This is a genomic window from Bradyrhizobium sp. NBAIM03 (genome assembly GCF_020194055.1).
In the GTDB taxonomy this organism is placed as follows: Bacteria; Pseudomonadota; Alphaproteobacteria; order Rhizobiales; family Xanthobacteraceae; genus Bradyrhizobium; species Bradyrhizobium yuanmingense.
Genome location: NZ_JADYVS010000005.1, coordinates 1 through 21,663, shown reverse-complemented (window position 1 = coordinate 21,663; position 21,663 = coordinate 1). Strand labels below are relative to the sequence as shown.

Genomic DNA, 21,663 nt, shown 5'->3' with positions numbered 1-21,663 from the left:
CATGGGCACGCTCCAACCGGCCCTCAACGCCACCTCCGCCAATCTTCCCGCCCCCGTAGCATCCGCCGCGCCGGCGGTGTCGACAAAGACCTGGATCGCGGTGATCGGCGCCACGCTCGGCGCCTTTATGGCGGTTCTGAACATCCAGATCGTCAACGCCTCGCTCGCGGACATTCAGGGCGCGATCGGCGCCGGCATCGACGACGGCGGCTGGATCTCGACCTCCTATTTGATCGCCGAGATCGTGGTCATCCCGCTGTCGGGCTGGCTCGCGCAGGTGTTCTCGATCCGCATCTATCTGCTCACCAACGCGATCCTGTTCCTGGTTCTGTCCGCGGCCTGCGCACTGGCGCAGGATCTGTCGCAGATGATCGTGCTGCGCGCCATCCAGGGCTTCACCGGCGGCGTGCTGATCCCGATGGCCTTCACGCTGATCATCATGCTGCTGCCGCGCGCCAAGCAGCCGGTCGGCCTTGCGCTGTTCACGCTGTCGGCGACTTTCGCGCCGGCGATCGGCCCGACCATCGGCGGCTATCTCACCGAGAATTTCGGCTGGCAATACATCTTCTACGTCAACCTGGTTCCCGGCGCGATCATGGTCGGCATGCTCTGGTACGCGCTCGAGCCCAAGCCGATGAAGCTGGCGCTGCTTCGCGAGGGCGACTGGGCCGGCATCATCACCATGGCGATCGGCCTGTCCGCGCTCCAGACTGTGCTGGAGGAAGGCAACAAGGACGACTGGTTCGGCTCGCCGTTCATCGTCAAGCTCTCGATCATCGCCGCTGTTGCGCTGACGGCATTCCTGATCATCGAGCTCACGGTGAAGAAGCCACTGCTCAATCTGCGTCTGCTCGTGCGTCGCAATTTCGGCTTCGGCATGCTCGCGAACTTCCTGCTCGGCATTGCACTCTACGGCTCCGTGTTCATCCTGCCGCAATATCTGGCGCGTATTCAGGGCTACAATGCCGAGCAGATCGGCATGGTGCTGGCCTGGACCGGGCTGCCGCAACTCGTGCTGATCCCGCTGGTGCCGCGCCTGATGCAGAAGTTCGATGCGCGGATCATCATCGGCGTCGGCTTCGTTCTGTTCGCAGCATCCAACTTCATGAACATCAACATGACCAACGACTATGCCGCCGACCAGCTGCTGTGGCCCAATATCGTGCGCGCCATCGGCCAGGCGCTGGTGATGGCGCCGTTGTCGGCGGTCGCGACCGCAGGCATCGAAGCGGAGAATGCGGGCTCGGCCTCCGGCCTGTTCAACATGATGCGCAATCTCGGCGGCGCCGTCGGCATCGCGCTGCTGCAAACCGTGCTGTCCAAGCGCGAGCAATATCACTCCAACGTGCTGATGCAGTCGGTCTCTGTGTTCGAAGAGGCCACGCGCACGCGGCTCGAGCAGCTCACGCAATATTTCGTCAATCACGGCGTTATCGACCGTGCGGACGCCGCGCATCGCGCCTATGTCGCGATCGGCCATACCGTACAGAAGCAGGCCTTCATCTTCGCCTTCAGCGACACGTTCTACCTGCTCGGCATGGCGCTGATCGTCGCTCTCATCGCCGTATTCTTTCTGAAGAAGCCTGGCCAGGTCTCGGCCGGCGGAGCCCACTGATCAACCAACGAAAAGGAGAACGACCATGAAGCCCCGCATGAACTACTACCAGGCCGCGCCCGATACGATCAAAGCGCTGATGGCGCTGGAGGCGCAGATCCAGTCGACGGGCCTCGAGAAATCGCTGATCGAGTTGGTCAAGATCCGGGCCTCGCAGATCAACGGCTGCGCCTTCTGCATCAACATGCACACCGAGGACGCCCGCAAGCGCGGCGAGACCGAGCAGCGCATCTACCTGCTCAACGCCTGGCGCGAATCCCCGCTCTATTCCGGCCGTGAGCGCGCCGCGCTGGCCTGGACCGAAGCGGTGACGCTGATCGCCGAGACGCATGCGCCAGACGAGACTTACGAACAGGTCCGCGCGCAGTTCTCCGAAGAGGAGACGGTGAACCTGACCATGCTGATCGGTGCCATCAACGCCTGGAACAGGATCGCGATCGCGTTCCGCGCCGTGCATCCGGTGAAGGTGAAGGCGTCAGTGGCTTAAACCGACGGCAACGGACGGTCTCGTAGGGTGGGCATAGCGTAAGCGTGCCCACCATTCTTCAGCAAAAACGGGAGAAGGCGTGGGCACGGCGCAAGCGCGCCTTTGCTCACCCTACGACAGCTACGTATGCCGCTTACACCGCCGTCGCCTTGGCGAAGTCCACGTAGATCTCGCGCAGACGCGTCGCCATCGGGCCGGGCTTGCCGTCGCCGATCGTCTTGCCGTCGATGGCGACCACCGGCTGCACGAAGGAGGATGCGCTGGTGATGAAGGCTTCCTTGGCGGCGAGCGCTTCGGCGACCGTGAAGGAGCGTTCCTCGACGCGCAGCTGGCGCTCCTCGGCAAGCGCAATCACGGCCTTGCGGGTGCAGCCGGGCAGGATCGCGTTGGAGTTCTGGCGGGTGACGATGACGTCGTCCTTGGTCAGGATGAACGCCGTGGACGAGCCGCCTTCGGTCACATAGCCATCCTGCAGCATCCAGGCTTCGCCGGCGCCGGCTTCCGCCGCGGCCTGCTTTGCCAGCACCTGCGCCAGCAGCGCCACGCTCTTGATGTCGCGGCGCTCCCAGCGGATGTCGGGCACCGTGATGACGTTGATGCCGGTCTTGGCCACCGCGGCATTGATGATGTCCTTCTCCGACGTGAACATCACCAGGCTCGACCTGACGTCAGCCTTGGGGAACGGGAAGTCGCGCCCCTTGTCGGCACCGCGCGTCACCTGGAGATAGACGAGGCCGTTCACGAGCTTGTTGCGCGCGATCAGCTCCTTCTGCAGCTCGGTGATGCGCTCGATGGTCTCCGGCAGCTTCAACTTGATCTCGCCGACGGACCGCTCCAGCCGCGCCAGATGCGAAGCATTGTCGACCAGCTTGCCGTCGAGCACGGCCGAGACCTCGTAGATGCCGTCGGCGAACAGGAAGCCGCGATCGAGCACCGAGATCTTGGCTTCCGAGAGCGGGACGAATGAGCCGTTGACGTAGGCGATCGAGTCCAAGGCAGGTCTCCTGGGGAGGGAAGGGATTTGGCCACCGGTATAGGGGATTTGGCGGGCTGGATAAACCCTACCCTCGTCATCCCGGGACGCGCGTAGCGCGCGCTATGGTGCGCAATTGCGCACCTGAGGATCCATACCCCCGATGGTGGTTATGGATTCCGGGCTCGCGACTGCGTCGCGCCCCGGAATGACGGTGGCGGTGATTAATGCGAAAGAATCTTCGACAAGAACTTCTGCGCGCGGTCGCTGCGGGGCTTGCCGAAGAAATCGTCCTTCGCTGCGTCCTCGACGATCTCGCCGCGGTCCATGAAGATGACGCGGTTGGCGACCTTGCGGGCAAAACCCATCTCGTGGGTGACGACCATCATGGTCATGCCCTCGCGGGCGAGATCGACCATGACGTCGAGCACCTCGCTGACCATTTCCGGATCGAGCGCCGAGGTCGGCTCGTCGAACAGCATCACGATCGGATCCATCGCGAGCGCGCGAGCGATGGCGACGCGCTGCTGCTGGCCGCCGGAGAGCTGCGCCGGGAATTTCTGCGCCTGCTCCTTCAAGCCGACGCGCTCGAGCAGCTGCATGCCCTTGGCCTGCGCCTTGTCATGCCCCCTGCCCAGCACCTTCTCCTGCGCCAGGCAGAGATTGTCGATGATCTTAAGGTGCGGAAACAGCTCGAAATGCTGGAACACCATGCCGACGCGCGAGCGCAGCTTCGGCAGATCGGTTTTGGGGTCGTTGACCTTGGTGCCGTCAACGAGGATGTCGCCGCTCTGGAACGGCTCCAGCGCATTGACGCATTTGATCAGCGTCGACTTGCCCGAGCCGGAGGGGCCGCAGACCACGACGACCTCGCCCTTGGTGACATTGGTTGTGCAGTCGGTCAGCACCTGGAAGGTGGGGCTGTACCATTTGTTGACGTGGCTGATTTCGATCATGAGCGGGGAGCCCTAGCGAATGATGGCGATGCGCGCCTGGAGGCGGCGGACGCCGTAGGACGCGATACAGGAGATGGTGAAGTAGACCACGGCGGCGAACAGATACATTTCGACCAGGCGGCCGTCACGCTGCGCCACCTTGCTCGCCGCGCCCAGGAAGTCGGTGATCGACAGGACGTAGACCAGCGAGGTGTCCTGGAACAGCACGATGGTTTGCGTTATCAGCACCGGCAGCATGTTGCGGAAGGCCTGCGGCAGCACGACGTAGCGCATGCTCTGGGCGTAGGTCAGCCCCAGCGCACTCGCCGCGGCCGGCTGGCCGCGCGAGATCGACTGGATGCCGGCGCGCATGATCTCGGAGAAATATGCCGCCTCGAACATGATGAAAGTGACGAGCGAGGACGTGAACGCGCCGACGCTGATCGGACGCGAGGCGCCTGTCACCCACTGCCCGATATAGGGCACCAGGAAGTAGAACCAGAAGATCACCAGCACCAGCGGCAGCGAGCGCATGAAGTCGACATAGATGCCGGCGATGCGGCCCAGAATCTTGAATCCGGACAGGCGCATCAGGGCGAGCGCCGTGCCGAAGACTAGGCCGCCGAGAGCTGCGAGGAAGGTCAGCGTCAGCGTGAACGTCATGCCCTCGTAGAACAGATACGGCAGCGCGCGGCGGATGACATCGAAATCGAGATTGCCGAACATCGCTTATTTCCCCGTGATGTAGCCGGGGATCGCGACCCAGCGCTCGAGGAAGCGCATCGCGGTCACGACGACGGCGTTGACGAGGAGATAGAGGATGGTCGCGGCCGTGAAGGCCTCGAACACCTGGAACGAGAATTCCTGCATCGAGCGCGCCTGTCCGGTCAGCTCGAGCAGGCCGATGGTGATGGCGACCGCGGTGTTCTTGATGGTGTTGAGGAATTCAGACGTCAGCGGCGGCAGGATGATGCGGAAGGCCATCGGCAGCAGCACGTAGCGATAGCCCTGCACGGTGGTCAGGCCGAGCGCAGTCGCCGCCATCTTCTGCCCGCGCGGCAGCGAGGAGATGCCGGCCTGCAGCTGCACGGCTACGCGCGCCGACATGAAGAAGCCGACCCCGATCGCCGCCGTCCAGAACGGCGCGTTCGGCAATTGCTTCAGCCACAGCCCGGCCGCCCTCGGCAGAATTTCCGGCAGCACGAAGAACCACAGGAAGAGCTGCACCAGAAGCGGCATGTTGCGGAAGAATTCGACGTAGGCGAAGCCGAACCAATTGGCGCCCTTCGACGGCAGCGTGCGCATGACGCCGACAATCGAGCCTGTGATCAGCGCGATCACCCAGGCCAGCGCCGCGGTCTTGAGGGTCAGCGCCAGCCCCGACAGCAGCATGTCGAGGTAGGTGCCGGTCCCCATCGGGTTCGGCTGGAAGAAGATTCCCCAGTTCCAGTTGTAGTTCACGTGTCCCCCGCGCGAACGCGCCCGTCATTGGACGTCTTCAGAGAAAGTCTCAGGCCTATGCAAATGTCCGGCCACTCTGGTGTCAAGAGTGGCCGGACATGATTCCGATCGAAAGATCGAGGTTTTATCTTACTTGTAGTCGTCCGGGTTCGGCGAGTCCGTCGGCTTGGCGAACTCGTTCTTCAGCTCGGCCGAGATCGGCGTGTTGAGGTTCAGGCCCTTCGGCGGGATCTTCTGGGTGAACCACTTGTCGTAGATCTTCTCGGCCTCGCCGGAGGTGTAGAGCGCAGCCGTGGCCGCATCGACGACCTTCTTGAACGCAGGATCGTCCTTGCGCAGCATGATGCCGTAGGGCTCCGGCTTGGAGAACGCATCCTTGGAGATAACGTAGTCGCCCGGGTTCTTCGAACCGGCGACGAGGCTCGCCAGCAAGATGTCGTCCATGACGAAGGCGACCGCGCGGTCGGTCTCGACCATCAAGAAGGCTTCGGCGTGATCCTTGGCCGGAATGATGTTGGCGCCGAGGCCCTTGGCGGCGTTGGCTTCGGTGAGCTGCTTGATGTTGGTGGTGCCGGCGGTCGAGACCACGGTCTTGCCCTTGAGGTCGTCGATCGACTTCAGGCCGCTCGATTTCTTGAAGACGTAGCGGCTAGCGGTCAGGAAGTGGGTGTTGGTGAAGGCGACCTGCTTCTGGCGCTCGGCATTGTTGGTGGTCGAGCCGCATTCGAGGTCGATGGTGCCGTTGGCCATCAGCGGGATACGGGTCGCCGAGGTCACCGGGTTGAGCTTGACCTCGAGCTTGTCGAGCTTGAGCTCCTTCTTCACGGCGTCGACGATCTTGTAGCAGATGTCCATCGCGAAGCCGACCGGCTTCTGGTTGTCGTCAAGATAGGAGAACGGGATCGAGGAATCGCGGAAACCGAGCGTGATGGCGCCGGTGTCCTTGATGTTCTTCAGCGTGCCGGTCAGCTCCTGGGCCCCGGCCTGGCTGACGACGAAGGTCGCGGCGAGCGCGAGCCCGATGTGACGGAAATGTTTCACGTTTTTCTTCCCCTTTCGGATGATGCGGCCCGGATGCAAGCACAAATCGGGCCGGATTAGAATGTAACTTTCGGCTGGATCGTCGGCTCAGGTTAACGGGCCTGTCAGTGGCTTTGGCAACTCTCCGAGATCCCAGAACAGCCCGGCCATCACCGTCAAGGCCTCTTCGGTCAATGGCAGCAGGATGTGCTCATTGGGCGCATGCTGGGAGCAGCCGGGATAGGAATGCGGCACCCAGATCGTCGGCAGTCCCAGGATCTCGGAAAACACGTCGTTGGGCAGCGAACCGCCGAAATTCGGCAGCACGGCCGGCGCCTTGCCGGTGGTCTCTCGCACCGAATCCGCCGCCCATTTGATCCACGGGCTGTCGAAATCGGTGCGCGATGCAGCAAAACTCTGCGCCGCGCGCACCTCGACCATCGGAAAACCGCGTCCGACCAGATGCGCGCGGACAGCGTCGATCAGCCCCTCAACCTTCGTCCCGACCACGAAACGCAGTTGCAGCACGGCATTGGCCTGGCCCGGAATCGCGTTGGCCGGCTTCTCGATATTGCCTGAGGACATCGCCAGCACTTCCAGCGTGTTCCAGGCGTAGAGCCGTTCAGCGGCCGATAGACCCTCCTCGCCCCAATTTTCGGCCAGCGCCGGCTCGTCCGCAGTCGGCACCACCTCGACGTCGGCGAGATAGGAGCGGATCTGGTTGGTCAGCCGCGGCGGCTTCAAGGCATCGAGCTGGAGACGGCCGCGGCCGTCGACCAGGGTGGAGATCGCGTTGACCAGGATGGTCGCGGGGTTGGCGAGCACACCGCCCCAATTGCCGGAATGGTGGCCGCCGTCGCGCAAGTTCACGTCGAGATGGATGCGGATGCCTCCACGACAGCCGAGAAACAGCGTCGGCCGATCGGCCGAGAGGCGCGGCCCGTCGGAGGCCATGAACAGGTCGGCCTTGAGCGCGTCGCGATGGAGATCGCAGACCTTGCCGAGATCGGGCGAGCCGATCTCCTCGCCCATCTCGATGATGAACTTGGCGTTGAAGCCGAGCTTACCGCCGCGCGCCTCGCGCACCGCACGCAGCGCGGCCATATTGATGCTGTGCTGCCCCTTGTTGTCGGCGGTGCCGCGGCCATAGAGGCGCGTCCCGGAAGCATTGGTGCGCCAGGGATCCCGGCCATCACGCCACTCGCCTTCCATGCCGTCGACGACATCGCCATGGCCATAGACCAGCACGGTCGGCAGCGAGGCGCTCTCGTGATGCTCGGCGAACAGGAACGGCGCCTTGCCGCTCGGGGATTCGACGATGCGGCTGGAAAAATCGAGCGCGGCGAAAGCCGGCTGCATCTCCTGCTCCAGATAGGCGCGCAGCTCGGGGCCGCGCTGCGGATTCTGGCTCTCGGTCTTGTAGGCGACGCGGCGGTCGAGTTCAGCGAGGAACGCGCCGGAGTTGAAATCCTCACGGGCGCGGGCGATGGCGTCGGCTCTGGTCATACTTGCTTTTCGAGATGTGAGACGAAGGACCTTACCTGAGGCGGGTTGGCCTTCGAAAGTGGCGGGGACTTGGATGGTTTCTTGTAGTTCTCTTGTAGCTCTCTTGGGATTTTCGTTCTTGCTTCCTTGAGACTGGCTTGCCAGGCACAGCTGCGACGCTGACTTTGGCCTTGCCAAGCGCAAGCCTTCTATCTTGGCCCTTGCCAAGGGCCAATTATATGCAAGAACTTCGCCAAGTTGGGGCGCACATCTATCATTCGAAGAGCGATCAGTACAGGGCGCCGAGGGACCAGCATGGCCAAAGAGATCAGGCTCAACGCCTTTGCGATGAATTGCGTCGCACACCAATCACCGGGCCTGTGGACCCATCCGCGCGACCGTACCGCCGAGTATAACCGCCTGTCCTACTGGATCGATCTCGCCAAGACGCTGGAGCGCGGCCGTTTCGACGGGCTGTTCCTGGCCGACGTGCTTGGCGTCTATGACGTGTATGGCAACAGCCCTGACGCAGCCTTGCGCAATGCAGCGCAGACGCCGTCGAACGAGCCGCTGCTGCTGCTGTCGGCGATGGCGGCGGTGACGCAAAATCTCGGCTTCGGCGTCACCAGCAATCTGTCCTTCGAGCCGCCCTATCCGTTCGCACGGCGGATGTCGACGCTCGATCACCTCACCGAGGGGCGGATCGGCTGGAACGTCGTCACCGGATATCTCGACAGCGCCGCGCGCGGTGCCGGCAAGGACAAGCAGACCGGCCATGACGACCGCTACGACATCGCCGACGAATATATGGAGGTCGTCTACAAGCTCTGGGAAGGCAGCTGGGAAGACGATGCCGTGCTGCGCGACCGCAAGCGCGGCATCTTCACCGACCCGGCAAAAGTTCATCGCGTCAATCATGCGGGCGCGAACTACCGCATCAACAACACCATTCACCTCAGCGAGCCCTCGCCGCAGCGCACGCCCGTGCTGTACCAGGCCGGCACCTCGCCGCGCGGCCGGCAGTTCGCGGCCAGGCACGCCGAGTGCGTGTTCATGTCGGGACCGTCAGCCAAGGTGATCGCGCCGCGCGTCTCAGCGATCCGGCAGGAGGCGGCCGCACTCGGCCGCGATCCGGCGGAGATCCTGATGTTCTCGATGATGACGATCATCGTCGGACGGACGGAAGCCGAGGCGAAGGAAAAATACGCCGACTACCGCCGCCACATCAGCCCAGAAGGCGCGCTGGCGCTGATGTCGGGATGGACCGGCGTCGACTTCTCCGGCTACGACCTCGACCAGCAGGTGCGCCACGTCCAGAACGATGCCGGCCGCAGCGCGATGGACAACGTGACCCGCGCCGACCCTGACCGCATTTGGACCGTGCGCGACGTCATCGAGCATGTCGGCATCGGCGGCGCTGGCCCGGTCGTGGTCGGCACGCCCGAGATGGTCGCAGACAAGATCGAAGCATGGTTCGAGGCGACGGATGTCGACGGCCTCAACGTCGCGTTCGCGATCTCGCCCGGCGATTTCGAGGATATCGCCGACATGCTGGTGCCCGAGCTGACGCGGCGCGGAAGGTACAAGAGCGAGTACGCCAAGGGCACGTTGCGGGAAAAACTGTTCGGCGAGGGCCGCGCGCGCCTCGACGCGCCGCATCCCGCGGCGGAGTATCGCGTGGGGAAGAAGGGGTAGGCGGAAGATCGCGCCACAGCCAGGCTGTCGTCCCCGCGAAGGCGGGGACCCATAACCACAGGAAGTAGTTTGGCGAAGACTCGGGAGCTCGATACGCCTACCAGCCGCAGTCGATAGATCACGCGGTATGGGTCCCCGCCTTCGCGGGGACGACTGCGGGGCTACACCTTCCCGTCCACCATCACCTCGATCAGCTTGGTTCCCGGCCGATTGAACGCTGACGTCAGCGTTGCCTTCAGTTCGCTAACATCGCTGACCTTGATCGCCTCACAGCCGAGTGCCTTGGCGACGCCGGCGAAATCGACCGGCGGATTGACGAAATCCATGCCGACGTAATTGTCATCGCCGTGGAAGGCGAGCAGGCGCTGCTTGATGATGCGATAGCCGCCATTGTTGGCGATGACGACGTTGAGCGGCAGCTTGTGATGCGCCGCGGTCCAGAGCGACTGGATCGAGTACATCGCGCTGCCATCGCCGGAGAAGCACACCACGGGGCGATCGGGATTGGCAATGCTGGCGCCGACTGAGGCCGGCAGGCCCCAGCCGATGCCGCCGGAGGCGAGCCCGTGATAGCCGTAGCGGTCGCGATGCGGATGCAGGGCCGTGATCTGGCGGCTGGAGGTGAGACCTTCGTCGACCAGGATGGCGTTATCGGGCATAGCCTCGACCATTTGCAGCACCAGGAAGTCCGGATCGATCGGTGTGCGGCCGGCACTCTTGCCGATCTGCTCGACCAACGCGGCGCGGCGCGCGGTCCAGTTCTTCGGCGCGAGCTCGGCGAGACGCTGCTTCGCGCGGCTCGCGAGGGCTGCGCCGCCCATCTCCTTGAGTACCGGGATCAGCGCGCGCAGCGTTTCCTTCAGATCCGCCTTCAGCGCGATCTCGGCCCCGTAGTTCTTGGCGATCTCCCAATCGACGAGGCCGATCTGCACGATGCCGAGGCCCTCAGGCAGCGCATCGACCTCGCTATAGACCGACATCCGCAAGGGATCGCCGCCGAGCGCGATCAAGAGATCGTAGGGCGCGAGCGTATCGCGGGCGACCTTCTGCACGCGCGCGAGCGTGCCGACGAAGCTTGGGCTCTCCGAGAGGAAGTGCGAGCCGTACGGCGTCGAGGACTGGTAGGCCGCAGCGCCGAGCAGCTCGGCGAGTTCAGCGGCCTCCTTCAGCGCATCGCTCTTGACCACCTCGTCCATGGTGACGATCACGGGACGCTCAGCCTTGAGCAGGCGTGCGGCAAAGGCCTTCAGCGCCTCGTCCGACGGTTTCGTGCGCGCATCGATGCGGGTGGAGCGGCCGAGATCGATCCCGGCTTCGCTGTTGAGGATGTCGCCGGGCAGCGAGATGAACACCGGCCCGGTCGGCGGCGTCATCGCCACCTTGGCGGCGCGGCGCACGATGCGCGGCAGGTCCTCCAGCCGTGTCACCTCGACCGCCCATTTCACCAGCGGCTCGGCCATGCGCACCAGCGGACCATAGAGCACCGGCTCCATCAGACCGTGGCCCTGCTCCTGCTGGCCCGCCGTCAGGATCATCGGCGTGCCCGTGAACTGGGCGTTGTAGAGCGAGCCCATGGCGTTGCCGAGGCCGGGCGCGACGTGAACGTTGCAGGCGACGAGCTTGCCCGAAGCGCGGCTGTAGCCGTCGGCGATCGCGACCACCAGGCTCTCCTGCATCGCCATCACATAAGTGAGATCGGGATGGTCCTTCAGCGCATGCATGATCGGCAGTTCGGTGGTTCCAGGGTTGCCGAACAGATGCGTGATGCCCTCGTCCTTGAGCAGCGCGAGAAAGGCGGAGCGGCCGGTGATCTTGTTCTTCATGTTTCCTCCAGGAGCGGACCGTTGCCGCAAGGACCGAAAGCATGATGGCCGAGATGCTGGCAGAGGCGCAAGGAAGCGCGGTCATGGCTGCGTTGCGCGGGAGAGGCGCTACATCTCCTCCCGCCCGAGTTCGAACGGGTCGTCCCCGCCAGCGCGCTTCTTCCTTTTCGAGCGCTGCCAGACGACGCCGGGAAAGCCCTTCAGCGGCACCAGGGGCTCGCCGGTATAGGCCCATTCCTGCAGCTCCTCGATGGCGATGTGATAGAGCGGCTGGCGGCCGGTGCGCTCGTTGAACAGGGCGCGCGGGATGTTGACCATGTGCGGCCCGCGCGGGCGCTCGTACATGATCGGCGTGCCGCAATGCGAGCAGAAGCTGCGCGCGGTCTTCGTCGCCTTGTCCTCGTAGCGGGTCAGCGCGGTCTTGCCCGAGGTGATGCGGAAGCGCTTCTTCCAGCTTCCGACATAGGTGGCGTAGGCCGCGCCATGGGCGCGGCGGCTGGCGGCGGAATGATCGTGCCAGGCCCAGCGCGCGGGCACGTCGATCTCGAAGGCGACCTTGCCGCAGAGGCATTGGCCGGTGGCGATCCCTGCGGCGGCTGCGGCTTTGGCCATGGACGTCTCTCCGTCGTCATCGCTAGCGCAGCGAAGCAAGCTCGTCATTCCGGGGCGATGCGAAGCATCGAGCCCGGAATCCATCCCACGTCCAGGTAAGCGGCCCGATGGATTCCGGGTTCGCGACTTCGTCGCGCCCCGGAATGACAGATCAAGCCGGCGTCAGCTCGTCATACACCGGATAATCCGTGTACCCCTTCTCCTCGCCGCTGTAGAACGTCGCGCGATTATACGGCGTGATCGGGTAGCCGTGCTCGAGACGACGCGGCAGATCAGGATTGGAGATGAAGATGCGGCCGAAGGCGATGATGTCCGCATGTCCGTCGGCGATCGCCGCATTCGCGGTCTCCCCGGTGAAGCCGCCGGCGGTCATCAGCACGCCGCTGTAGAGCGGACGGAACAGCACCATCGCCGATGGCACGTTCTGCCAGTTGACCTCGGCGCGGCCCGAGCCGCTGGAGCGCGGTTCGATGAAATGCAGGTACGCCAAACCCAGCTTCTCGAGCGCCTTCACGACATGGGTATAGAGCGGCATCGGATCGGGCTCGCCGGAATCATTGGCGATGCCGTAGGGCGACAGCCGCACAGCGACACGGTTCGAGCCCCAGACGTCGATCGCGGCCTGAGTGACCTCGAGCAGAAGGCGCGCGCGGTTCTCGATTCCGCCGCCATATTGATCGGTGCGCTGGTTGCTGCGCGATTGCAGGAATTGCTCGAGCAGATAGCCGTTGGCGCCGTGGATCTCGACACCGTCGAAGCCGGCGGCGAGCGCATTCTTGGCACCCTGCCGGAACGCCTCGACGATGCCCTTCACCTCATCAGTCTCCAGCGCGCGCGGCGTCTCGTAGTCGGCGATCTTTCCGTCGGCCGTCATCGCCTTCATGCCTTCGGCCTTGATCGGAATTGCCGAGGCCGAAACCGGCAGCTCGCCGCCGTGGAAGGAGGAATGAGAGACGCGGCCGACATGCCAGAGCTGGAGAAAGATGATGCCGCCCTTGGCGTGCACGGCATCCGTCACCTTGCGCCAGCCCGCGACTTGCGCCTCCGAATAGATGCCGGGTGTCGCCGGATTGCCGCGGCCGTGCGAGAGCACCGGCGAGGCTTCGGCGATGATCAGGCCGCCCTTCGTCGCACGCTGGCCGTAATATTCGGCGTTGAGTGGCCGCGGCGCGAAAGTGTCGCGCTCGGCCCGCATGCGCGTTAGCGGCGCCATCGCGACGCGATGCGCGAGCTGGTAGGGACCGACCTGCAACGGCTTGAACAAGGCTTCGAATTTCATGTGGTCCCCGGATGTCTTTGAAAGGATGCAGATGATTGTGAGGGAGACTGACCGCCTGAAGGCGGTGGTTGTTCTCCCTCTCCCCGTTCTTACGGGGAGAGGGTTGGGGTGAGGGGCTGCCTCGGCAATCGCAGTGAGAGTGGACTCGCGGAGAGTCCCCCTCACCCGGAATCCGCGCGTTGCGCGAATTCCGCCTCTCCCCGCAAGCGGGGAGAGGCGAAGGAGAGCCGGCCTTACGCCGTCTTGATCCAGACGGCCTTCACGTTGAGATATTCCTCGACGTGCTGCTTGCCGGATTCGCGGCCGTAGCCGCTCATCTTGTAGCCGCCGAACGGCACGGCCGGATCCATCGCCTGGTAGCAGTTGACCCACACCGAGCCGGCACGCAAGCGTTTCGCCACCGCATGGGCCTTGCTGACGTCGCGCGTCCACAGACCGGAGCCGAGGCCGAACGTGGTGTTGTTGGCGCGTTTGACCAGCTCGTCCATGTCCTTGAACGCGATTGCGGAGATGACGGGGCCGAAAATCTCCTCCTGCGCGATGCGCATGTTGTCCTCGACACCCGCGAACACCGTCGGCGAGACGAAGAAGCCCTTCGACAGCGCGCCTTCGGTGACACGGCCGCCGCCGGCAAGCGCCCTCGCGCCCTCCTTCTGGCCGATGTCGAGATAGCCGGTGACGCGCTCGAGCTGCTGCTCCGAGACGAGCGGCCCGATCTGCACGTTGGGATCGAGGCCGTTGCCGACCTGCAGCTTCTTGCCGAACTCGGCGACGCGGCCGACGAATTCGTCATAGATCGAGTGCTCGACGAACAGACGCGTTCCGGCGCTGCAGATCTGCCCTGAATTGGCGAACACCGCCATCGCCGCGCCGGGCACGGCGGCGTCGAGATCGGCATCGGCGAACACGATGTCCGGCGACTTGCCACCGAGCTCGAGCGAGACGCGCTTGAGATTGCCGGCGGACGCACGGATGATCGACTGCCCCGTGACATGCGAGCCGGTGAAGGCGACCTTGTCGACGTCGTGATGCGAGGCGAGCGCCGCCCCCGCGGTCTCGCCATAGCCGGGGACAACGTTGATGACGCCGGGCGGCACGCCCGCTTCCATCGCGAGCTCAGCGATGCGCAGCGAGGTCAACGGCGCCTCTTCGGCCGGCTTGAGCACCACGGTGCAGCCGGTCGCGATCGCCGGGCCGATCTTCCAGATCGTCGCGGTCAGCGGACCGTTCCAGGGAATGATGGCGCCGACGATGCCGACCGGCTCTTTCAACGTGTAGGAGAAGATCTCGCCGGGCAGCGAGTTCTCGATGGTCTCGCCGTGAATCGCGGTGGTCTGGCCGGCGTAATAGCGCAGCATGCCGACGGCGCGCAGGCGGTAGGCACGGGTGCGGCTCAGCGGCGCGCCCATGTCGAGCGTGTCGAGCTGCGACAATTCGTCGAAATTCTTCTCGACGAGATCGGCGAGCCTCAGGAGCAGGTTCTGCCGCTCGAACGGCTTGACCTTACTCCACGGGCCTTCGAAAGCGCGACGCGCGGCCGCGACCGCACGATCGATGTCTTCCTTGTCGCCTTCGGCGACGGTTGCGAGCAGCTCGCCGGTGGCGGGATTGCGGGTCTCGAAGCGCTTGCCCGAGGCTGCATCGACCCACTTGCCGTCGATCAGCATCTGCTTGTAGGACCCGTTGGCGAACGGATGGCGCGTGATCGGAATAGCCTGCGACACAGCCATGGCTGCACTCCCTGTCAGGTGATTGATTGGTTCGATCTGGGCGGGATCGTTTGGCCGAGGATACAGCCGCGCCTGATAGGCGTAAAGGCAGCGGGGAACGAAGACCTCCCATGCCGACTTGTGCAGGGTCGCACGGCTGCCATGCTATAGCTCGGCTGAAGGCTTTCCACGGAGACGCTCGATGTCACATCCCGCCATCGTCAAGGACAATGTTGCCGTGATCACGGGTGGCGCAGCCGGCATCGGATTTGCCGCCGCCGCGGCATTTGCGCGCGCTGGAATGAAGGTGTGTATCGCGGATGTCGACGAGACACGCTTGGCAGAAGCTGCAACAAAATTGTCATCCGTAACATCGGCCGCAAACGTCATGACCTCGGCCGTCGATGTCAGCAGAAGCGAGAGCGTGACGGAACTCGAGCGCGCAGTCCGCGAGCGGTTCGGCGGTACCGACGTCCTCATGAACAATGCCGGTATTCAGCCAGGCAGCACCTTGTTCGAGCCGCCGGACAATTGGCACCGCATCATCGCCGTCAATATGTGGGGCATCATCGACGGCTCGCGCATCTTCGCGCCGAACATGATCGCGCGCGGCAAATCCGGCCTCATCATCAACACCGGTTCCAAGCAGGGCATCACCACGCCGCCGGGCGATCCCGCTTACAATGTCTCGAAGGCCGGCGTGAAAGCGTTCACCGAGGCGCTCCAGCACGAGTTGCGCAACACCAAGGACTGTCGCGTCACGGCACACCTCTTGATCCCCGGCTTCGTCTTCACCGGCCTGACGGCGAAGGGCCGCACCGAGAAGCCGGCCGGCGCCTGGACGCCGGAGCAGACGGTCGATTTCATGCTGGCACGGCTGGAGGCCGGCGACTTCTACATTCTCTGCCCGGACAATGACGTGCCGCGGGCGCTCGACGAGAAGCGCATGCTCTGGGCGGCCGGCGACATCGTCGAGAACCGCCCGCCATTGTCGCGCTGGCATCCGGATTACGCCGATGCGTTCGCGAAGTTTGTGACGCGAGAGTAGGCCTGCACCGCTCTCTCGCTCGCCCCGGGTCTCGCGGAGAGGGTGGGGTCACGGCCACCTGGCCTTGCCCCACCTTGACTCCCCCAAAATTCGTTATACAACATAACTATTCTGACAAGGACGCAAATGACACAAGGAAACGCCGAGACCGCGAATGCGGGTCCCTCCGGGCTGTTGAGGATCGAGCGGGCGGACCGGGTTCTGACCGTGGGTCTGAACCGGCCGGCCAAGCGCAATGCGCTCAATGACGGCATCATCCTGGAAATCGGCGACTGTTTTGCGAACCTGCCCGAGGATATCGGCGCGGTCGTCATCCACGGTATCGGCGACCATTTCTCCAGTGGCCTCGACCTCTCCGAGCTGACCGAGCACGACGCCACCGGCGGGCTCCTGCACTCCCAGATGTGGCACCGGGTGTTCGACCGCATCCAGTACAGCCGCGTGCCCGTGATCGCAGCGCTCCGGGGCGCCGTGATCGGCGGCGGGCTGGAGCTTGCCTGCGCGGCCCATATCCGCGTCGCCGAGCCCTCGACCTATTTCGCGCTGCCGGAGGGGCAGCGCGGCATTTTCGTCGGCGGCGGCGGCTCGGTCCGGCTGCCGCGGCTGATCGGCGTTGCCCGGATGATGGACATGATGCTGACGGGACGCGTCTACAGCGCGACCGAGGGCGCGTCCTACGGCTTTGCGCAATATCTGACGGAGGCCGGCAACGGGCTCGGCAAAGCGCTGGAGCTTGCGACCAAGGTGGCGTCCAACGCCCCGCTGACGAATTTCGCCGTGCTCCAGGCGCTGCCGATGATCGCAGAGGCCAATCCGCAGACCGGCCTGTTGATGGAGTCGCTGATGGCCACCGTCGCGCAGAGCGACAAGGAGGCCAAGCGGCGGATCCGCGAATTCCTCGAGCATAAGACCGCGAAGGTGAAGCCCAAATCATGAGCGTAAAGTCATGAGCGCCCAGCCGTCCTCTTCCGGCATGGAGCGCGGCGCGAGCAATTTCCCGCTGCGGCCCATCTCGTTCGGCAATCCCGTCGTCAACATCGAGCGGCGCGACGACGGCACGATTTACCTGCGGCCAAAGCAGCCGCTCGGCGACTATCCGGTCCGCATCACCGACCGCCTGCATCATTGGGCCACGACGACGCCGGACCGCGTCTTCATGGCCGAGCGCGAAGGCGGCCGCGGCTGGCGCAAGATCACCTATGCCGAGCTGCTCACCGCGAGCCGTCACATCGCCTCCGCATTGATCCAGCGCGGCCTGTCGGCCGAGCGGCCGGTCGTCATCCTCTCTGGTAATTCGATCGACCACGCGCTCCTGGCGTTCGGCGCGTTCTATGCCGGCGTTCCGTTCTGCCCGGTGTCGCCGGCCTATTCGCTGGTGTCGAAGGATTACGGCAAGCTGTCCTATCTGATGAAGCTGCTGACGCCGGGCCTCGTCTTCGCTGACGATGCCGACAAGTTCGCCGATGCGCTCGCCGCCAACGTCTCGCTCGGCACCGAGATCGCCGCGTCCTATGGGCACGTGCCGGGCCGCGACGTGACCCTGCTCGCCGACCTGATGGCGACGCCGATCCGTGGCGATCTCGACGACGTTCACGGCAGGATCGGCCCTGACACGATCGCAAAATTTCTGCTGACCTCGGGCTCGACCGGCAATCCCAAGGCCGTCGTCAACACCCAGCGTATGATCTGCGCCAATCAGGTGATGCTGCGCGAGACGCTCGCCTTCCTGAAGGACGAGCCGCCGGTCATCATCGATTGGCTGCCGTGGAATCACACCTTCGGCGGCAATCACAACATCGGCCTGACGCTCTACAACGGCGGCTCGATGTATCTGGACGCCGGTAAGCCGGTGCCTGGGGGCATCGAGGAGACCGTGCGCAATCTCCGGGAGATTTCACCGACGGTCTATTTCAACGTGCCCAAGGGTTATGAATCGCTGCTGCCCTATCTGCGCGACGACCAGGGCTTGCGCGCCAAGTTCTTCGACCGGCTGCATGCGATGTTCTTCTCCGGCGCGGCGCTGTCGCCGTTCGTTTGGGACAGCCTCGATGAGCTCGCGGCGAAGGAGAAGGGCTATCGCGTGCCGATGCTGACCGGTCTCGGCGCGACCGAGACCGCGCCGTTCTTCATGTCGGTCAATCCGCGCACCAGCCGCTCCGGCCATGTCGGCCTGCCCGTCTCCGGCAACGACGCCAAGCTGGTGCCGAACAACGGCAAGCTGGAAGTGCGCGCCAAGGGGCCGAACGTGATGCCTGGCTACTGGCGCCAACCCGACATCACGGCAAAATCCTTCGACGAGGAAGGATTTTACAAGATGGGCGATGCGCTCAAGCCCGCCGATCCCGATGATTTCAACGCCGGCTTCGATTTCGACGGCCGCGTCAGCGAGGACTTCAAGCTCGCGAGCGGCACCTGGGTCAGCGTCGGTCCCCTGCGCGCGCGCCTCACCGCGGCCTGCGCGCCCCTGGTGCGCGACGTCGTCATCGCCGGCATCAACCGCGACGAGATCTCCGCGCTGGTCGTGCTCGATCTCGACGGCTGCCGGCTGATCAACCCGACGCTGCCGCCCGACGATCTCGTCGTCGCGACGCGCGACCGCCTGGTGCGCGAGGCTTTCCGCGAGCGCTTGACCCGTTTCCTCGGCCAGGCCACGGGATCCTCGACACGGATCACGCGCGCGATCCTGATGGACACGCCACTCTCGATCGACAAGGGCGAAGTCACCGACAAGGGCTCGATCAACCAGCGCGCAGTGCTGGAGCATCGCGGCGAGCTGATCGAGGAGCTCTACGCTGCCAATCCGTCGAACCGTGTGATATCGGTCACCTAGAAGAATATCGCCAAAGGAGAACGCCATGTTGTTGAAGGATCAGGCAGCCATCGTCACCGGCGGCGCATCGGGACTGGGCGCGGCCACCGCGCGAAAGCTGGCCGCACAGGGCGCCAAGGTCGCGGTGTGCGACCTCAACACCAAGCTGGCCGAAACGGTCGCCGCAGAGATCAAGGGCGTGGCCGTCACCTGCGACGTCTCCGATGCCGCCTCCGCTGAAGCCGCGATCGCGCAGGCGACCAAGGCCCACGGCCCGGCGCGCGTGCTGGTCAATTGCGCCGGCATCGGCGTTGCCAAGCGCGTGGTCGGCCGCGACGGCCCGATGGCGCTGTCGGATTTCGACAAGGTGATCAAGGTCAACCTGATCGGCACCTTCAACATGCTGCGCCTTGCCGCGGCCGAGATGTCCAAGCTCGAGCCGCAGGCGACCGGCGAGCGCGGCGTCATCATCAACACCGCCTCCGTTGCCGCCTATGACGGCCAGATCGGCCAATCCGCCTATTCGGCCTCCAAGGGCGGCATCGTCGGCATGACGCTGCCGATCGCGCGCGAGCTCGCGCAGTTCGGCGTCCGCGTGTTGACGATCGCCCCCGGCCTGTTCCTGACGCCGCTGCTGGCGAACCTGCCGCAGGAGGCCCAGGACTCGCTCGCCGCCGCGATCCCCTTCCCGCGCCGGCTCGGCCAGGCCGACGAGTTCGCCGCGCTCGCGCTGCACATGGTCGAGAATGCCTACCTGAACGGCGAAGTGGTGCGCCTCGACGGTTCGCTGCGCATGGCGCCCAAGTAGATTCGTCGAGCAAGGCCAGCCAGATGTTCGTGAACCGGCGCGAGGTCCAGATCCAGTGGGGCGATTGCGACCCCGCGAACATCGTCTACTACCCGCGCTATTTCGCGATGTTCGACGATTCGACCTCGACCCTGTTCGAAGCCGCCGGCTTCTCCAAGCAGGACTTGGTCCGCAAATACGGCCTGGTGGGCATCCCGATGGTCGACACGCGGGCCAAGTTCTACATCCCCTCGACCTATGGCGACTGGATCACCATCGAGACCAGAATCGAGAGCATCAAGCGCTCGAGCTTCGAGGTGAAGCACAATGTCTACAAGGGCGAGGCGCTCGCGATCGAGGGTTTCGAGACCCGCGTCCTGGTCGGCCGCGACCCTGATAACCACGACAAGCTGAAATCCGCACCATTCCCGGCGGAAATGGTAGCCAAGTTCACGGGGAGTTAAGTCCGGAGCTAAATCGCCGCATCACCAAAAGACGGGGCTGAATTACCCCGCGATTTCTGCTTTCAGATAAACACGTCAAGGGAGGAATAGATGAAACGCTTTTATTTAACCGCTGCCATCACTGCGGCTGCGCTGACCCTGCCGGCATTGCCCGCGCTGGCCCAGACCAGCGAAGTCACCATCGGCATCACCACGACCACGACCGGTCCAGGTGCGGCACTCGGTATTCCCGAGCGCAACGCGCTGGAATTCGTGCCGAAGGAGATCGGCGGCGTGCCGCTGAAGGTGATCGTGCTCGACGACGGCGGCGATCCCACCACCGCTACCACCAACGCCCGCCGCTTCGTCACCGAATCCAAGGCCGACATCATCATGGGCTCGGCGCTGACGCCGCCGACCATCGCGGTCTCCAACGTCGCCAACGAGGCCGGTATCCCGCACTTCGGTCTGGCGCCCTTCCCGATCACGCCGGAGCGCATGAAGTGGTCGGTGGCGATGCCGCAGCCGATTCCGATCGTCGGCAAGGTGCTGTATGATCACATGAAGGCCAAGGGCGTGAAGACGCTCGGCTACATCGGCTATTCCGATTCCTACGGCGACCTCTGGTTCAACGATTTGAAGGCGCAGGCCGTGCCGATGGGGATGACGATCGTCGACGAGGAGCGCTTCGCTCGTCCCGACACCTCGGTGACCGGCCAGGTGCTGAAGCTCGTCGCCGCCAATCCCGACGCCATCCTGGTCGGCGCCTCCGGCACCGCGGCCGCGCTGCCGCAGACCGAGCTGCGCGAGCGCGGCTACAAGGGCCTGATCTACCAGACCCACGGCGCGGCCAGCATGGACTTCATCCGCATTGCCGGCAAAGCAGCGGAAGGCGTGCTGATGGCCTCGGGTCCCGTGATGGCCCCCGAGGAACAGCCGGACAGCGCGCTGACCAAGAAGCCCGGCCTCGCGCTGAACTCCGCCTACGAGGCAAAGTACGGCCCCAACAGCCGCAGCCAGTTCGCCGGCCATTCCTTTGATGCGTTCGAGATCCTCAAGCGCGTCATTCCGGCGGCGTTGAAGACGGCCAAGCCCGGCACGCCGGAATTCCGCGAAGCCATCCGCCAGGCGCTGCTGACGGAGAAGGAGCTGGCGGCGAGCCAGGGCGTCTACAACTTCACCGAAAAGGACCGCTACGGCCTCGACGAGCGCTCGCGCATCCTGCTCACGGTGAAGGACGGCAAGTACACGCTGGTGAAGTAGGCGTCGCCAAGATTCGAGACAACGAGAGCCGGCCCACTGGGCCGGCTCTTTGTTTTGGTTAGTGGAGTGAGCTGCAGCTCCGGCACCGGTGCGCCCCCTCTCCCGCTTGCGGGAGAGGGTTGGGGAGAGGTGCCTCCGCGTTGGGACCTTCCGAGACTTACGGAGAAACCCCCCTAGAGGAGAAAACCCTCACCCGGCGCTTCGCGCCGACCTCTCCCG

The 21,663-nt window shown here is 64.5% G+C and carries 19 protein-coding genes; 9 read left to right on the top strand and 10 right to left on the bottom strand.

The window, feature by feature from the left end:
• The first annotated feature begins 1 nt into the window (after nucleotide 1).
• Together I6F21_RS08930 and I6F21_RS08925 are read left to right on the top strand one after the other, a co-directional pair.
• Complete coding sequence (locus I6F21_RS08930; protein WP_225183030.1) at nucleotides 2–1,615, top strand: MDR family MFS transporter; 1,614 nt, start codon at nucleotides 2–4, stop codon at nucleotides 1,613–1,615.
• A 25-nt stretch (nucleotides 1,616–1,640) separates the two neighbouring features.
• Nucleotides 1,641–2,102: a carboxymuconolactone decarboxylase family protein gene (locus tag I6F21_RS08925; protein WP_225111559.1), complete on the top strand. Its 462-nt coding sequence runs from the start codon at nucleotides 1,641–1,643 to the stop codon at nucleotides 2,100–2,102.
• Nucleotides 2,103–2,235: 133 nt separating this feature from the next.
• Here the strand turns inward: I6F21_RS08925 and I6F21_RS08920 are convergent, their stop codons facing one another.
• From I6F21_RS08920 to I6F21_RS08895, 6 genes are all read right to left on the bottom strand, one after another.
• On the bottom strand, nucleotides 2,236–3,096 hold the full coding sequence (locus I6F21_RS08920; protein ID WP_036021055.1) for a D-amino-acid transaminase: 861 nt from the start codon (nucleotides 3,094–3,096) through the stop codon (nucleotides 2,236–2,238).
• A gap of 203 nt (nucleotides 3,097–3,299) precedes the next feature.
• Nucleotides 3,300–4,031 carry an amino acid ABC transporter ATP-binding protein gene (locus I6F21_RS08915; RefSeq protein WP_035997285.1) on the bottom strand — a complete coding sequence of 244 codons (732 nt, stop codon included), beginning with the start codon at nucleotides 4,029–4,031 and terminating at the stop codon, nucleotides 3,300–3,302.
• Nucleotides 4,032–4,043: 12 nt separating this feature from the next.
• Nucleotides 4,044–4,736, bottom strand: a complete 693-nt coding sequence (locus I6F21_RS08910; protein ID WP_225135356.1) for an ABC transporter permease subunit — start codon at nucleotides 4,734–4,736, stop codon at nucleotides 4,044–4,046.
• Nucleotides 4,737–4,739: 3 nt separating this feature from the next.
• On the bottom strand, nucleotides 4,740–5,471 hold the full coding sequence (locus I6F21_RS08905) for an amino acid ABC transporter permease (RefSeq protein ID WP_035997279.1): 732 nt from the start codon (nucleotides 5,469–5,471) through the stop codon (nucleotides 4,740–4,742).
• A gap of 129 nt (nucleotides 5,472–5,600) precedes the next feature.
• Nucleotides 5,601–6,512: an amino acid ABC transporter substrate-binding protein gene (locus I6F21_RS08900; RefSeq protein ID WP_225183029.1), complete on the bottom strand. Its 912-nt coding sequence runs from the start codon at nucleotides 6,510–6,512 to the stop codon at nucleotides 5,601–5,603.
• An 87-nt stretch (nucleotides 6,513–6,599) separates the two neighbouring features.
• Nucleotides 6,600–7,997 (bottom strand): M20 family metallopeptidase, encoded by a 1,398-nt coding sequence (locus I6F21_RS08895; RefSeq protein WP_225183028.1) that lies wholly within the window; start codon nucleotides 7,995–7,997, stop codon nucleotides 6,600–6,602.
• Between the two features lie 294 nt (nucleotides 7,998–8,291).
• Here I6F21_RS08895 and I6F21_RS08890 point away from each other — a divergent pair, with 294 nt between their 5' ends.
• On the top strand, nucleotides 8,292–9,671 hold the full coding sequence (locus tag I6F21_RS08890; RefSeq protein WP_225183027.1) for an LLM class flavin-dependent oxidoreductase: 1,380 nt from the start codon (nucleotides 8,292–8,294) through the stop codon (nucleotides 9,669–9,671).
• Between the two features lie 161 nt (nucleotides 9,672–9,832).
• On the opposite strand, the gene I6F21_RS08885 is transcribed toward I6F21_RS08890, so the two are convergent.
• The 4 genes from I6F21_RS08885 to I6F21_RS08870 form a co-directional block, all read right to left on the bottom strand.
• Nucleotides 9,833–11,494, bottom strand: a complete 1,662-nt coding sequence (locus tag I6F21_RS08885; protein WP_225183026.1) for a thiamine pyrophosphate-binding protein — start codon at nucleotides 11,492–11,494, stop codon at nucleotides 9,833–9,835.
• A 108-nt stretch (nucleotides 11,495–11,602) separates the two neighbouring features.
• Nucleotides 11,603–12,106, bottom strand: a complete 504-nt coding sequence (locus tag I6F21_RS08880) for a GFA family protein (RefSeq protein WP_225183025.1) — start codon at nucleotides 12,104–12,106, stop codon at nucleotides 11,603–11,605.
• 151 nt (nucleotides 12,107–12,257) lie between these two features.
• A complete protein-coding gene (locus I6F21_RS08875; protein ID WP_036021039.1) occupies nucleotides 12,258–13,385 on the bottom strand; it encodes an alkene reductase in 1,128 nt (375 codons plus the stop codon).
• A 233-nt stretch (nucleotides 13,386–13,618) separates the two neighbouring features.
• Complete coding sequence (locus I6F21_RS08870; RefSeq protein ID WP_225183024.1) at nucleotides 13,619–15,115, bottom strand: aldehyde dehydrogenase family protein; 1,497 nt, start codon at nucleotides 15,113–15,115, stop codon at nucleotides 13,619–13,621.
• A 181-nt stretch (nucleotides 15,116–15,296) separates the two neighbouring features.
• Here I6F21_RS08870 and I6F21_RS08865 point away from each other — a divergent pair, with 181 nt between their 5' ends.
• From I6F21_RS08865 to I6F21_RS08840, 6 genes are all read left to right on the top strand, one after another.
• Nucleotides 15,297–16,142, top strand: a complete 846-nt coding sequence (locus I6F21_RS08865) for an SDR family NAD(P)-dependent oxidoreductase (protein ID WP_225183023.1) — start codon at nucleotides 15,297–15,299, stop codon at nucleotides 16,140–16,142.
• Nucleotides 16,143–16,268: 126 nt separating this feature from the next.
• Nucleotides 16,269–17,078 carry a crotonase/enoyl-CoA hydratase family protein gene (locus I6F21_RS08860; protein WP_225183022.1) on the top strand — a complete coding sequence of 270 codons (810 nt, stop codon included), beginning with the start codon at nucleotides 16,269–16,271 and terminating at the stop codon, nucleotides 17,076–17,078.
• A 10-nt stretch (nucleotides 17,079–17,088) separates the two neighbouring features.
• The gene (locus I6F21_RS08855; protein WP_225183021.1) at nucleotides 17,089–18,972 is read left to right on the top strand and encodes a feruloyl-CoA synthase; all 1,884 of its coding nucleotides are present in this window, start codon (nucleotides 17,089–17,091) and stop codon (nucleotides 18,970–18,972) included.
• A 25-nt stretch (nucleotides 18,973–18,997) separates the two neighbouring features.
• On the top strand, nucleotides 18,998–19,759 hold the full coding sequence (locus I6F21_RS08850; RefSeq protein WP_225183020.1) for an SDR family NAD(P)-dependent oxidoreductase: 762 nt from the start codon (nucleotides 18,998–19,000) through the stop codon (nucleotides 19,757–19,759).
• Between the two features lie 23 nt (nucleotides 19,760–19,782).
• Nucleotides 19,783–20,202, top strand: a complete 420-nt coding sequence (locus tag I6F21_RS08845; RefSeq protein ID WP_212260090.1) for a thioesterase family protein — start codon at nucleotides 19,783–19,785, stop codon at nucleotides 20,200–20,202.
• Between the two features lie 90 nt (nucleotides 20,203–20,292).
• Nucleotides 20,293–21,444: an ABC transporter substrate-binding protein gene (locus I6F21_RS08840; protein WP_225126599.1), complete on the top strand. Its 1,152-nt coding sequence runs from the start codon at nucleotides 20,293–20,295 to the stop codon at nucleotides 21,442–21,444.
• The last annotated feature ends 219 nt before the right edge of the window (nucleotides 21,445–21,663 follow it).

Excerpts from the sequence above, each read along its gene's own strand:
- I6F21_RS08930 (WP_225183030.1), top strand. The coding sequence starts at position 2 with ATGGGCACGCTCCAACCGGCCCTCAACGCCACCTCCGCCAATCTTCCC.
- I6F21_RS08925 (WP_225111559.1), top strand. The coding sequence starts at position 1,641 with ATGAAGCCCCGCATGAACTACTACCAGGCCGCGCCCGATACGATCAAA.
- I6F21_RS08915 (WP_035997285.1), bottom strand. The coding sequence starts at position 4,031 with ATGATCGAAATCAGCCACGTCAACAAATGGTACAGCCCCACCTTCCAG.
- I6F21_RS08910 (WP_225135356.1), bottom strand. The coding sequence starts at position 4,736 with ATGTTCGGCAATCTCGATTTCGATGTCATCCGCCGCGCGCTGCCGTAT.
- I6F21_RS08895 (WP_225183028.1), bottom strand. The coding sequence starts at position 7,997 with ATGACCAGAGCCGACGCCATCGCCCGCGCCCGTGAGGATTTCAACTCC.
- I6F21_RS08890 (WP_225183027.1), top strand. The coding sequence starts at position 8,292 with ATGGCCAAAGAGATCAGGCTCAACGCCTTTGCGATGAATTGCGTCGCA.
- I6F21_RS08885 (WP_225183026.1), bottom strand. The coding sequence starts at position 11,494 with ATGAAGAACAAGATCACCGGCCGCTCCGCCTTTCTCGCGCTGCTCAAG.
- I6F21_RS08880 (WP_225183025.1), bottom strand. The coding sequence starts at position 12,106 with ATGGCCAAAGCCGCAGCCGCCGCAGGGATCGCCACCGGCCAATGCCTC.
- I6F21_RS08875 (WP_036021039.1), bottom strand. The coding sequence starts at position 13,385 with ATGAAATTCGAAGCCTTGTTCAAGCCGTTGCAGGTCGGTCCCTACCAG.
- I6F21_RS08870 (WP_225183024.1), bottom strand. The coding sequence starts at position 15,115 with ATGGCTGTGTCGCAGGCTATTCCGATCACGCGCCATCCGTTCGCCAAC.
- I6F21_RS08865 (WP_225183023.1), top strand. The coding sequence starts at position 15,297 with ATGTCACATCCCGCCATCGTCAAGGACAATGTTGCCGTGATCACGGGT.
- I6F21_RS08860 (WP_225183022.1), top strand. The coding sequence starts at position 16,269 with ATGACACAAGGAAACGCCGAGACCGCGAATGCGGGTCCCTCCGGGCTG.
- I6F21_RS08855 (WP_225183021.1), top strand. The coding sequence starts at position 17,089 with ATGAGCGCCCAGCCGTCCTCTTCCGGCATGGAGCGCGGCGCGAGCAAT.
- I6F21_RS08850 (WP_225183020.1), top strand. The coding sequence starts at position 18,998 with ATGTTGTTGAAGGATCAGGCAGCCATCGTCACCGGCGGCGCATCGGGA.
- I6F21_RS08845 (WP_212260090.1), top strand. The coding sequence starts at position 19,783 with ATGTTCGTGAACCGGCGCGAGGTCCAGATCCAGTGGGGCGATTGCGAC.
- I6F21_RS08840 (WP_225126599.1), top strand. The coding sequence starts at position 20,293 with ATGAAACGCTTTTATTTAACCGCTGCCATCACTGCGGCTGCGCTGACC.